General features: G+C 55.1%; 15 protein-coding genes. 8 read left to right on the plus strand and 7 right to left on the minus strand.

Going from position 1 to position 12,376, the window contains the following annotated elements; translation table 11 throughout:
* Positions 1 to 10: 10 nt before the first annotated feature.
* The 5 genes from VMC84_RS11485 to VMC84_RS11505 all read right to left on the minus strand — a co-directional run bounded on the left by VMC84_RS11485 (position 11) and on the right by VMC84_RS11505 (position 3,962).
* Positions 11 to 151 (minus strand): hypothetical protein, encoded by a 141-nt coding sequence (locus VMC84_RS11485; RefSeq protein ID WP_325380766.1) that lies wholly within the window; start codon positions 149 to 151, stop codon positions 11 to 13.
* A gap of 11 nt (positions 152 to 162) precedes the next feature.
* Positions 163 to 483 carry a hypothetical protein gene (locus VMC84_RS11490; RefSeq protein ID WP_325380768.1) on the minus strand — a complete coding sequence of 107 codons (321 nt, stop codon included), beginning with the start codon at positions 481 to 483 and terminating at the stop codon, positions 163 to 165.
* Positions 484 to 584: 101 nt separating this feature from the next.
* Positions 585 to 1,763, minus strand: coding sequence for a tetratricopeptide repeat protein (locus tag VMC84_RS11495; RefSeq protein ID WP_325380770.1), 1,179 nt, complete (start codon positions 1,761 to 1,763; stop codon positions 585 to 587).
* 44 nt (positions 1,764 to 1,807) lie between these two features.
* Positions 1,808 to 3,223, minus strand: a complete 1,416-nt coding sequence (gene cysS, locus VMC84_RS11500) for a cysteine--tRNA ligase (protein ID WP_325380772.1) — start codon at positions 3,221 to 3,223, stop codon at positions 1,808 to 1,810.
* A 61-nt stretch (positions 3,224 to 3,284) separates the two neighbouring features.
* Entirely contained in the window at positions 3,285 to 3,962 is a 678-nt protein-coding gene (locus VMC84_RS11505; protein ID WP_325380774.1) for a TVP38/TMEM64 family protein, read from the minus strand.
* A gap of 92 nt (positions 3,963 to 4,054) precedes the next feature.
* On the opposite strand from VMC84_RS11505, the gene VMC84_RS11510 reads away from it, so the two are divergent.
* Together VMC84_RS11510 and VMC84_RS11515 are read left to right on the plus strand one after the other, a co-directional pair.
* Entirely contained in the window at positions 4,055 to 4,564 is a 510-nt protein-coding gene (locus tag VMC84_RS11510) for a hypothetical protein (protein ID WP_325380776.1), read from the plus strand.
* A 14-nt stretch (positions 4,565 to 4,578) separates the two neighbouring features.
* Positions 4,579 to 5,250 (plus strand): B3/B4 domain-containing protein, encoded by a 672-nt coding sequence (locus VMC84_RS11515; RefSeq protein WP_325380778.1) that lies wholly within the window; start codon positions 4,579 to 4,581, stop codon positions 5,248 to 5,250.
* 3 nt (positions 5,251 to 5,253) lie between these two features.
* On the opposite strand, the gene VMC84_RS11520 is transcribed toward VMC84_RS11515, so the two are convergent.
* The gene (locus VMC84_RS11520; protein ID WP_325380780.1) at positions 5,254 to 5,505 is read right to left on the minus strand and encodes a glutaredoxin family protein; all 252 of its coding nucleotides are present in this window, start codon (positions 5,503 to 5,505) and stop codon (positions 5,254 to 5,256) included.
* Between the two features lie 109 nt (positions 5,506 to 5,614).
* On the minus strand, positions 5,615 to 5,983 hold the full coding sequence (locus VMC84_RS11525; protein ID WP_325380782.1) for a tetratricopeptide repeat protein: 369 nt from the start codon (positions 5,981 to 5,983) through the stop codon (positions 5,615 to 5,617).
* A 299-nt stretch (positions 5,984 to 6,282) separates the two neighbouring features.
* On the opposite strand from VMC84_RS11525, the gene VMC84_RS11530 reads away from it, so the two are divergent.
* From VMC84_RS11530 to VMC84_RS11555, 6 genes are all read left to right on the plus strand, one after another.
* Positions 6,283 to 7,179 (plus strand): thiamine pyrophosphate-dependent enzyme, encoded by an 897-nt coding sequence (locus tag VMC84_RS11530; protein WP_325380784.1) that lies wholly within the window; start codon positions 6,283 to 6,285, stop codon positions 7,177 to 7,179.
* The gene (locus VMC84_RS11535; protein ID WP_325380786.1) at positions 7,176 to 8,273 is read left to right on the plus strand and encodes a transketolase C-terminal domain-containing protein; all 1,098 of its coding nucleotides are present in this window, start codon (positions 7,176 to 7,178) and stop codon (positions 8,271 to 8,273) included. Before VMC84_RS11530 ends, VMC84_RS11535 begins: the two co-directional genes overlap by 4 nt.
* A complete protein-coding gene (locus tag VMC84_RS11540) occupies positions 8,274 to 8,816 on the plus strand; it encodes a 2-oxoacid:acceptor oxidoreductase family protein (RefSeq protein WP_325380788.1) in 543 nt (180 codons plus the stop codon). It begins immediately after the preceding gene.
* 44 nt (positions 8,817 to 8,860) lie between these two features.
* Positions 8,861 to 9,097: a 4Fe-4S binding protein gene (locus VMC84_RS11545; RefSeq protein WP_349256776.1), complete on the plus strand. Its 237-nt coding sequence runs from the start codon at positions 8,861 to 8,863 to the stop codon at positions 9,095 to 9,097.
* Between the two features lie 632 nt (positions 9,098 to 9,729).
* A complete protein-coding gene (locus VMC84_RS11550) occupies positions 9,730 to 10,542 on the plus strand; it encodes an A24 family peptidase C-terminal domain-containing protein (protein WP_325380792.1) in 813 nt (270 codons plus the stop codon).
* Positions 10,543 to 10,639: 97 nt separating this feature from the next.
* Entirely contained in the window at positions 10,640 to 11,926 is a 1,287-nt protein-coding gene (locus VMC84_RS11555) for an ATP-binding protein (protein ID WP_325380794.1), read from the plus strand.
* Positions 11,927 to 12,376 lie beyond the last annotated feature (450 nt).

Raw genomic sequence — 12,376 nt, forward strand, 5'->3', positions numbered from 1 at the left:
GTGATTCACCTCAAACCTTGAATATGTCCTTGCCGGTCGGCCCGTGGACGGGCTCCTCGGCCGGCTCCACGTTATACCCGTGCCGGACCTCTTCGCCATGGTCTTTTTTCTTCTTCCGCTTCTTCGCATCCTCTTTCTTCTTCTCAGCCATCGTGACACCCGTTATAAGTCATATTCGGGCGGCTTCTTCTTATGCTGCCGCTCCCGCAATATCGCGTCCAGCCTGCGGTCGATGTCCTCGTTCACGTTCTTGTCCGACGTGGCGGCGTCGATCCAGGTGACCGTGCCGTGCTGCAGGTCCTTCATGTCCTCGGGAGACGCCAGGTATTGCCTCCCGTAGCCCGTTGCCCACGTAGACTTATCCTCCGCATAGTAGACCCGTCCGCTCATTACGATCTCGTCCGACGTGCCCTGCTCTTCCCGGGGTGGCGTGACGTCGGGCATGACCTTCTTCTTAGCGTTGCGGTCCTTATCTTCGGGCATGATATTTCCATGAATAGATGGGCACGTTACGTATTTTACCATAGGCACGCAAAATACGGATTTTTAAGCGTGCCGGCTCGGATTAACGCGTTACTACTATCTTATTTTATCATTTCCAGGCAGAGCACGCCATATTTCATGGTCGTCCCCGCCTCGGACTTTATTTTAGCCTTCGCAGGCCCTTCATAAAGCGACTTATGAGGGACATGAGGTAGTTTGGCCGTTTCCAGGCTCCGGCCCTGGAGGAAGTTACCGGCCGTAAGTAATACGGCGCCCCACGCCGACGGCCTGTCGATCGCGACAGCGGCCGACCGTAATTTAACGCTGCCGAAGGGCATGCAGATATAAAGCCGTAGCCCTGCGTCGAGGTTTACTCGGAGGGAAGCTTCCACATGGTACCACCCGTTCGCGCCGATATGCCATCCCAGGACGTGCCCGGCCCCGAACGTGTACAGATATTGCTTGCATAGGGGCAATGGCTGGGGCCCGCCCCGGCAATAGGAGCCCGGCCCGTATAACAGGCCATCGAAAGCGGACGCATTAAAGCTGACCGGATTCTCCTCCTCATCCGTGACCCCCGAGCCTTCCAGCACACTTTCCACGCCCTTCGGGAACAGGAGCACAATGGCAGGGAAATGCGGCGCTTCGGCGTCTTCCAGGTCCTGCATCTGGTACGGGAAGCCAATGTCCGCCTCGACCGTCAGCTCGTCCGGCGCCTTCACTTTAATCTTCACATATGCCAGCCTGGCGGATACGTCGGCGCCGGCCTTTGGCACATAAAGCTCGTCGAAGTCGGCTTTTTTATAGTTCGCGTCGGGCATGTCGCAGCGCGTGCGCTCCAGCGCGTCCAGGCTCGCCGTGAGTGTTTTTGCCATACTATCATCCTTTATGGCCACGGCCGCGTCGAGGGCTTCCTGGAGCGCTGAAGCCGCATCGTCGAACCGGCACTGGCCCCTGTAGGCGTCCGCGAGGCCTGCCAGCGTGGCGGCGAGGGACTTTTTATCGCCGAGGCGCTCCTTCAGGCCTATGGCCGATCTGAACGTGTCCTCCGCTCCCTGGTAATTGCCCATGAAAATATAGACGAAGCCGGCATTGTTGAGCACGCCGGCGATCGCATCGTCCCAGAGGCCGTCTCTGTTTTCCGTTTCGAACGCGCGCAGGGCTATGTTCAGCTCTTTTAAGGCCTCCTCGTAAAAGCCGGTGGAGGAGAGCCTTTTGGCCTTTTCGCTGTGGGATAGGCCGATCTGCACCTGGCGCGTCATGCGCCGCTGGGGGGCCATACCTTAGTTGTAAGCTGAAAAAGTATAAAACCGTTATTCTCCCGTCAGGAGCGCTTAATCCTTGTACCTTCTTTCGAGTCCTCGATGGCGATACCCAGCTCCTTGAGCCGTTTTCGAATGAGGTCCGATGTTTCGAAGTCCTTCTTTTTCCTGACGGCATCGCGAATATCGACGATGAGCTGCAGCAGCTCAGAAGCGAATAAGTCTTCCAGGGAGCCGGTCCACTTGATGCCGAGCACGTCCGAGTAAATGCCATACAGGTCCAGCACGTCCTTCCACTGGTCCGCGGGCATGTCGCCCTCGGCGAGCCACCGGTTCACGTCCCGAGTGAGCTCGAAGATCTCGGCGATGGCCTCCCTGGTATCCAGGTTATCGTCCATGCGCTCCTCGAACCGCTTTTTACTCTCTACCAGGCGCTCGCGGACGTCCGCGATGGTCGGTGCTCCGAAAAGCGGTCTCTTAATGCGCGTCTCGATACCGGATATGGCGTTCCTGATGCGCTCCAGGCCACGGCCGGCGTCCTCAAGCGCCTGGTCGTTGAAGTCGAGCGGGCCCTGGTAATGCGTATTCAGGATGAAAAACCGGACAGCATCAGGCGAAAACTTCTTGAGTACGTCTCTCACCAGGAAGAAGTTGCCCAGGGACTTGGACATCTTTTCCTTATTAATGAGCAAAAAGCCGTTGTGTATCCAGTACTTTGCGAAGGGGGGCCTGCCGGTATACGCTTCGGTCTGCATGATCTCCGACTCGTGGTGGGGGAAGATCAGGTCCATACCGCCACCGTGGATGTCGATGTTCGGGCCAAGCGTCTCCAGCGACATCGCCGAACACTCGATATGCCATCCGGGCCTGCCGGGGCCCCAGGGGCTGTCCCAGGCGATGGCTTCGCCAGGCTTCGAGGCCTTCCACAACACGAAATCCATGGGGTTCCTCTTCCGCTCATCGACCTCGACGCGGGCGCCGACCTTTAGCGCGTCATATGACTGGTGCGATAATACGCCGACCTTATCCGCCATCCTGTCCACGCTAAAGTAGACGCTTCCGTCGGATACGTAGGCATATCCTTTATCGGCCAGGCCCTGGATCATTTTAATAATGGCGGGAATGTTCTGGCTGACCCTCGGGTAAAAGTCCGCCCTCAGCACGTTCAGCCGATCCATGTCCTCAAAATAGGCGTTGATGAACTTTTCCGCAAGCTCCCGGGGAGGCACGTTCTTCTCCGCCGCCCGCTTTAAAATTTTATCGTCGACGTCCGTGAAATTCTGCACGTAGGTGACCCGGTAGCCTTGATACTGAAGGTAGCGCCGGATAATATCGAAGACGACGTATGCCCGGGCATGGCCCATATGGCAGTAGTCATAGACCGTCGGGCCACACACATACATTTTAACCTCCTCATCGTGAAGGGGCACGAAGTCCTCGACCTTCGAGGCGAGCGTGTTATAGAATCGAAGCGCCATTACATCAACATTAAAGGATTTGTCAGAAGTAGGATTTATATTCACTTATTCGGGCAGGTGGTTAGCCCTTATGCACGGGCTTTTTTGGGAGGCGCCGGTAGATCTCCGGAAGCAGGAAGAGCAGGCACGCCAGCACCAGGCTCACGGCGAACCAGGGCGAGGCAATGTTGGTCAGGCTATTGCCCAGCATGGTCAGGACGATAGCGCCAGGTAATTCGCCGATAATGGTGCCGATAAGGTAGTCCCTGAAACGAATGCTGGAAACGCCCGCCACGTATCCCACGGCGTCGAACGGCAGGACTGGAATGAACCGAAGGGACGCCACGGTGAAGATGCCGCCACTGTCAAAGCGGCTATCGAAACCCGCATAATGGGTGCTCAGGCGGTTTTTTAAATAATCCCGGAAAACGTAGCGGGAAATAAAGAACGTGATGATCGCGGCCGTCGTGGTGCCGATCGTGGTGAAGGCCAGGCCGTAGAACTGCCCGAATATATAGCCGCCCGCGATGGTGAACGGCGTGACGGGCAGGAAAGTGAAGGGACGTATGGCGTGCAGAAGCTCGTAGACCGCGACAGAAAAGATACCATATGACTGGACGAACTGGCGAATGCCCTCCGGTGTAACCAATTGACAGTCTTTTACAAGCGTGCCAGGCCCGATGACCACGACGACAAGCAGGAGCGCCACCAGCCATACGCCGAGAAGCGCCAGCCTCAGGTCGAGCATACGGAAAGACATCAGATATTACATGCCATATGGTAGATATAATCGTTATTATTGGCCGATATAAAGTATATAGTATTAAAAGACAAACTATGGCCGAGGCCTAAATGTCCCACCCGCTGGAAGCGTATTTCGACGAGAATAAGAGCGGCGCGATCACCGACGAGCAGGCGAAGGAAAGCATAGCGGAGCTGGTTAACGACCCGACGCTGTTACAGGATGTCTGCGCCATGTTCGCCGCCGAGATCAACAGCGCGGACCGGTGCTTCGCGGTCGGCAAGGTATACGACGTCGGCGACGAGCGCTACGGGTGTCTCACCATTCTCTCGGAAGATGTCGTGAATGTCATCGGCCAGGACACTCTGCCCGAGATCCACGAGGAGATGAACTATACGTTGCTCTGCGCCTACCTGGAATACCGCCAGTTTTGCCGGGAGGTCCGGGAGACCATAGAAGCCTGGGACGACTATCTAGATTTTATCATGCAGAAGAGCTTTGTCGCGCTCTATAAGAACGGCGTAAGGGCGCGGCTCATTCATACCGACGCCGTGAGCAGGGCGACGATGCCCGCCATCGCATTCATCGTGTACCAGAAATACGACGAGATCTACGGTTAAGGGAGCTTTAGATCATGGAGTTCAGCGCTACCGTACTGGAAAAATTCCCGGGCATCTGCGTAACCGAGGGCGACATTATGGCGGCCGCAGTCGCCGGCGAAAGCCCCGGCCTCGAAGCCTTAAGGCTCGAGACCGCCCGGGATATCGCTTCCCGTTATACGCTTGAAAAGGTAAAGTATGACCCCGTTTTTCGGGCTTACCGGGACTTTTTCTGGAGCGTCGGCGTCGACCCGACCAAAACCAGGCCTGCTTCGGAGGCGCTGGTGAGGCGACTCCTTTCCGGCGGTGAGTTACCGAGGATCAACACGGCCGTGGACGCGTACAACCTGGCGTCGGCCGCCAGCGGCGTGCCCATCGCGGCCTTCGATGCAGACAAGCTCGGCGGGGGCCTCACGATGCGCTTTGCCGTGGATGGCGAGACGTTCCATGGGATCGGCATGAAGGAGCCCATAGGCCTCAAGGCTAATCAGGTCTTGCTCACGGACTCGGAGAAGATCATCGCCGTTTATCCGTACCGGGACTCCGACGATACCAAAGTGACAATGGGCACCAAAAATATCCATATCGTCAGTTGCGGCGTGCCGCGCATCGATAAAAGCCTGGTCCTGGAGGCCTATGGCCTCTGTGCCCGCTACCTGGTGGAATTTACAGGAGGCTCGCCTTCAGAGCCGAGACCCTTTCCATAAGATTTAGCGGGCAGGAGCCTGCTCTGCGCCCAGCATCTTTTTTAGCTCGTCGGGATTGAAGCCGAGCATCGTCTTATCGCCGAAAACAACCAGGGGAGTGGCCCTGGCCTTATACTTATTTACAAGCTCGTCCCACGCGGCCCGGTCCTTCGTGATGTCCTTCTCTTCGAACTGGATGTCATTATCCCGGAGATAATCCTTCAGCTCCTGGCAATAGCCGCACGTCGGCTGAGTGTATATGATAAGCGTTGGCATGATACAACCCAATAAGTTGGCTTCGGGCGCAGGTTTAAAAAGGATTTTACCGGATTGTGCGCATTTGCAAAGCGTGCTAACACACGGGAAGCCCTGGCAGATAAGGCCGTTATTGTCCGGCACTGAGCGCGGCGGCCGCGATGTATTCGTCCTCCGCTTCCCCGAAACGTTTCAGTATCTCGAGCATGGCGGCGTAGCTGACACGGGCGAAATAGCTTCCGGGGCTAATGCCGATCGCCTTCTTGTACTGTATTTCGGCGTCACCGTACCGGCCGGTCCGGCACAACAGGTTCCCGTAGCAGACGTACGCATCGGCAAAGTCGGCTTTCATCTCGCAGGCCTTCAGGTACTCAATGCCTGCGTCGTCCAGCTTACCCTCGTGCTCCAATAAGCGGGCGTACTGGAAATGGGCTTCCGGGTTTTCAGGCTCCACATCTACGACCTTACGGGCATTCGTTATGATGTCCACTGACTGCATAATGACCGTAAACCGATTAACTCTCTGATGTCCATAACGCGTTTTCATATGGATTATGATAAAATTAACGTAAAATTATGGTAACAATTGCTCCCGTGCCGTTAAAAATCTGCGCATTAAACCGGTTTGCACCGATATTATAGCTGTAGCAAGCTTTTTTACACGCATTGTCCTGCATCCTGCCATCACGGCAAGGGATAGCGTGACATATGATAGCCTATACCATAACATTAAATAACAAAAGAAAAAAGTATAATCCTACACCAAAACCAACCATTTTTCCGGAAGAGGTGAACTTGATGCTGGACGATATCCCGGAGGAAGAATTCCTCTATAAAGGCAATACGGCCTGTGCCGGGTGCAGCGCCATGCTCGCACTGCGCTATATTCTCAAGGCGGCCGGCCCGAACACGATCATAGTAAATCCCGCATGCTGCTCGACGGTATGCCAGGGAACATTCCCGAAGTCCGCCTATGGCGTACCGGTGCTGAACATCGCCTTCGCGGCGGCGGCCGCTGCCGCGGACGGCATCGCCTCCGCCGCCAGGAACAAGGGCAAGAACGTCGTCGTCTTCGCGGGCGACGGCGGCACCGTGGACATCGGCATCCAGTCCTTATCCGGGGCCATCGAGCGCAATGCCAATATCCTATACGTCTGTTACGATAACGAGGCTTATTCTAACACCGGCATGCAGAAGAGCGGTTCCACGCCCTACGGCGCCATCACGACCACGACACCCACCGGGCGCCAGGATTCTAAGAAAGATATCGATCTCATCATAATGGCACACCGTCCGAAGTACATGGCCAGCGCGTCGGCAGCGTACCCCAAAGACCTCTATGCCAAAGTCCAGAAGGCCCTGAGCATCGAGGGCACCAAGTTCATCCACGTCCAGTGCCCCTGCCCGCCCGGCTGGCGCTACTCGACGGAAAAGTCCGTCGAATTAGGCAAGCTGGCCGTGAAGTGCGGCATGTGGTTCCTCTTCGAGTACGAGGACGGTAAGCTTACCTTAAACGCCCCTACCAAAGCCGCCCTCAAGAGGCCGGCACCCCTGGAGGACTACGTGAGGCCCCAGGGCAGGTTCAAGGGCGTCAACCTCGAGCGCCTCCAGAAAGAGGTGGACGAGGGCATGGGCCGGATCAGGGATATGGCAAACCTGGATGCTCTTGAAAAGGCAAAGGAGGCCACACAATGAAGAAGATGGCCACCGGTAACCAGGCCGCCGCCTTCGCGGTAAAGGAGGCCGACGTGGAGGTCGTCGCGGCATACCCGATCACGCCGCAGACCGAGGTCGTGGAGACCATCGCGAACCTCGTCGAGACGAAAAAGATGAACGCGTCCTATATCCGGGTCGAAAGCGAGCACTCCGCCATGGCTGCGTGCATCGGCGCCTCGGCCTCGGGGGCCCGGGCGTTCACGGCTACTTCCAGCCACGGTTTATTGTATATGCACGAGATGATCCACTGGGCAGCCGGCGCAAGGCTTCCCATCGTCATGGCGAACGTCAACAGGGCCGTCGGTCCCGCCTGGAATATCTGGGCGGAACACACGGACTCACTGTCACAGAGGGATACTGGCTGGATGCAGTTCTACGCCGCCACGGTCCAGGAAGTCTACGATACCGTGCTCATGTCGTTTAAGCTGGCGGAAAAGGTCAACCTGCCATGCATGGTCAACCTTGACGGCTTCATCCTGAGCCACGCAATCCAGCCCCTCGAAGTCACATCTCCGGGCGACTTCATCCCGCCTATCGACCTGCCGCATGCGCTGGACACGAATAGCCCGATGTCATACGGCAACCTGACAGGCCCGAACGACTACTTCAAGTTCCGTCGGGCGATGCACGATGCAATGAAAGAGGCGGACGTCGAATGCCGAGCCATTGAGAAAGAGTTCGCGGAGCGCTTCGGCCGCAAATACACTCCCCTCATGGAGTACAGGACCGAGGATGCAGACACAGTCATCGTCGGCATGGGCACCATGGCACGGGAAGCTGAAGTCGCAGTTGATGTATTAAGAAAAGAAGGTATCAAGGCGGGCTCTATCCGGGTACGGCAGTTCCGGCCGTTCCCGAAGCTCGACCTGAAAGGCAAGAAGGTCATAGTGCTGGACAGGGACTGCTCCTTCGGCGCAGGCGGTATCCTGGCGCAGGAGATCCGGTTCCACCACGATGTGCCTGTCTACAACATCATCGCCGGCCTCGGCGGCCAGGACGTAAGGTACGAAACCATAGCGGACCTTGTCAGAAAGGCGAAGCCCGAGGGCGAGTTCTGGCTGGGGGTGGACTGAATGCTGGAGATACGCATTCATTCCAGAGGCGGCCAGGGCGGCGTGACCGCATCCAAGCTTCTGGCACAGGCGGCGTTCATTGAAGGCAAGTACGGCGCTGCATTCCCGCTATATGGCGCCGAGCGCCGCGGGGCGCCGGTCACCTCATTCACCCGCATATCCGACCATGACATCAAGATATCAAGCCAGATCTACGAACCGGATATCGTCGTAGTGCTGGACGACTCGATCATGGACCTTGTCGACGTCACCGAGGGCCTGAAGGAAGGCGGGCTGCTGGTCGTCAACACGGAGAACGGCGAGAAGCTCAAGGACCCCAGATATGCAAAATTCAAGATCGCCAGGGTGAACGTCACGGACATCGCACTATCGCTTGGCCTGGTCCTGTCGGGCAACCCTATCCTGAACACGCCCATCCTGGGCGCGCTGGCGAAGCTCGGCGTGGTCCGGCTTGACTCGGCGGAAAAAGCCATCAAGGACATGTTCGAGGACGAGCGCAACGTGAAGGCGGCTGAGGCGGCCTACGGAAAGGTGATCGTATGAAGCAGGAGGCAAAACTCGTGAGCGCGAAGAAAAAGAGGCACGACATGCCCATCACGCCCGCGTCGAAGCCGCAAAACGGCGCAGCGGGCAAGACGGGCACCTGGAGGACTTTCAAGCCCGTCGTGGACCGGGAGAAGTGCAAGGAGTGCGGCAACTGTATCCTTTACTGCCCCGAGTCCTGCATCGACCGGGACCTGAACGTCGATTATGAGTACTGCAAGGGCTGTGGCATCTGCGCCAACGAGTGTCCGGCCAGGTGCATCAAGATAGTGAGGGAATAATTCCCTTTTTAGCCGGTATGCTGTGCTGAATATTTCAATTTTTTATCATAAAGTTATTGAGGTACTATTTTTCACCACAGAGCTCCAGTAGTTCCGTGTTTGTTTAGCGGTCCTCTGCCCTATTTTCCACTTTCGTACTGCCCGTCGGTTTTTCAACACGAAAACACGAATTCTTTTATATCCCACGTAAGGGGCACTAAAATCACTAAGGCCCATGCCTGGCGCTTAAAACACGAAACAACCTCCCGAATGGCACTAAAACACTAAAGGATTGAAACACGAGAACGGCATGACTTTAATAGTTATGCTTTCCCTCGTGTTTCCTTCTATTAGGGATGTTCGAGCCTTAGAGAGGTTGTTTAGTGTTTTAACGTGAAAGCATCCACTTTAGTGCGGTTCGTGCCCCTTACGTGGGACTAGAAAAGTCTTTCGTGTTTTCGTGTTGAAATACCGGACAAATCAGCGAACCACACGAACAAAGGACAAACGATAACACAACAAACACGGAACAACTGGGCTTTGTGGTGAAAATAGTGTCCTCCGTGCCCCTAATGAACATAAGAGCCTCGGACAAATTTAGTATAGCATAGCCTGTAAAAAAGCATAAATAGCTTATTGACCATCTCCCTGATATGTACGGCTGGGACTGGCTCAACATAACTCGTATCGTAATATGCCTGATCATTCTCGGCTATTCCTGTATAACCGACTGGAGGACCCGCCGTGCCCCGAACCGCCTCTGGTATCTCCTGGGCGGCATAGGCCTCGTTTTAGGCTTATATGAGCTGTATATAAACAGCCTGGAACTCGGTAGTCTTGACACCGGCTTTCTCTTTTACTGGGGCTTCTGCTTCATCTTTATCTTCATCATGATGTACTTGCTCTACTACCTTTTCCAGTACTTCGGCATGACCGGCATCGGGGGCGCCGATGCCAAGGCGCTCATGGCCATTGCCCTGATGTTCCCCTATTACCCGCAGGTAAACATCGCGGGCGTGGCGCTGCCTATCGCCTATACGTCCCGTTCGGTCATTTTCGGGCTGGCCGTCTTCGGCAACGCTCTGGTGCTAAACCTTGTCGTGCCTGTCACGATATTTATCTACAACCTGGCCACCGTGCCCTTCGGTGAGCTTATGGCGAGCCCGATGATGGCCTTTACCGGCTATAAGGCTAACATCGAAAGCCTCAAAGGCAGGCACGTACGCCTCATGCATAAGTATACGGAAAAGGACGGCAAGCCCGAGATCCGGCGGAGCTTCGGAGGAGCTGAGGCCGATGATGATACCTATAAAAAGTTGTTACAATGGAAGAGCTCCGGACTGATCGATAATAAAGTCTGGATCACGCCCAAGATACCGTTCCTCATACCTATCACTCTCGGTTTTATCGTAGCCATCCTCTGGGGTGATATACTCACACAGCTCATAGTGCATATATTATTATAATACCGGCAGCACTTCCAAAAGATTTATATTGACATAACTTTTATCATCAAGGTCTATAATATTATTAATTTACGACCGCTGAAAATGGAAGATGCCTATGACAAGCTTAAACGGGAACGCCGTGCTCGACGTTCTGGAATTACTTTTAACCGCCGAGATCTACAATAACTCGAACAACCTTGACGAGGACGACCTGCCTCCTCTCATACGGAAGCACTACTGGGACACGAAAGAAAAGAAAGTCCATCGCCCCATAAAGGTCGTCGAGTCCGACATCAAGGCCATCTTTGGCCTGGACAACGCCAAGGACATCATGTCCTCGCTGCCTTTTGTTAATTTCGACGAGTTCGGCTCTATCTACACGCTCACGGTGCTCGACCTGGGCACCAAGTGGTTCGCCAAGAAGGACGTCAGCGATCGCATTAACCGGAACCCGGTCCTGGCTTTCTACTATCAGAACTACGGCAACTTCGACGTCGACTATAAGGAAGTCCGCGCCAGGAACCCGACCAAGGAGTCCGGCCGGGAATGGATCGACGGCCTGAGTAAGAGCATAGCCGACGAGGGCGGCGACTCCATCGATATGCTGAAGCTCGTCCACATCGTGGCCCCGGAAGAGGTCGGCCAGAAGCTCGACGATATCGTGCTCACGGCCGAGCAGGAGGCCGAGGTCGAGAAGATCGTCAAGGCCATCCAGTACCGCGACTATCTGAGACAGATCGGCCTGCGGGAGATCGGAAAGCTATTATTCGTCGGCCCTCCTGGAACCGGCAAGACGTCCACGGCCCGGGCCATGTCCGCCCGGCTCAAGCTGCCCTTCCTCGAGGTCAAGCTTTCTATGATCACGTCTCAATATCTGGGCGAGACCTCGAAGAACATCGATAAGGTTTTCGAGCTGGCAAAAAAATTAAGCCCCTGTATCCTGTTCATCGACGAGTTCGACTTTGTCGCCAAGACGAGGACGTCCGATGAGCATGCTGCATTAAAAAGGGCGGTTAATACGCTGCTAAAATGTATCGACGAGATCAGCCTGGTCAACGATGGCGTACTTCTCATCGGCGCCACGAATCATCCAAAACTGCTGGACAACGCCGTCTGGCGGCGCTTCGACGAGATCGTCCTTTTCCCGCTGCCCGATCGCGATATGCGCAAGAAGATCTTCGAGCTGGTCCTCGAGCCGATCGACGGCAAGTTCGACATCGACGCGCTAGCGGACCGCACCGAGAACTACGCCGGCTCGGATTTACGCTTGATCGTCCGTGAGGCGGTCCTTAATGCTCTTACGGAGGACCGCACGAAGCTGGACCAGGAAGACATGATCAAGGCCGTCAAGCAGTTCGAGGATCGTATTAATTTGCGCCTCAGCGATGATGCGGTAAACTGACATTTTTTAATTTATGACTTTCCCGGTTATGCCGTCTTTGAGTGTCCTTAACCACAGGGGCCAGTGGTTCCGTGTTTGTTTAGTGGTCCTCTGCCATTTTTTCGATTTTCGTACTGCCCGTCGGTTTTTCAACACGAAAGCACGAAAGACTTTTTTATCCCACGTAAGGGCACTAAAATCACTAAGGCCCATGCCTGGCGCTTAAAACACGAAACAACCTCTCCAATGGCACTAAAGCGCTAAATGATTGAAACACGAGAACGGCATGACTTTAATAGTTATGCTTTCCCTCGTGTTTCATTTTCTTTGGGATGTTCGAGCCTTAGAGATGTTGTTTAGTGTTTTGACGCTAAAGCATGTACCTTAGTGTGGTTCGTGCCCTTACGTGGGATATAAAAATAATTCGTGTTTTCGTGTTGAAAAACCGAACAAATCAGCGAACGACACAAA

The organism is Methanocella sp. (assembly GCF_035506375.1).
GTDB lineage: Archaea > Halobacteriota > Methanocellia > Methanocellales > Methanocellaceae > Methanocella.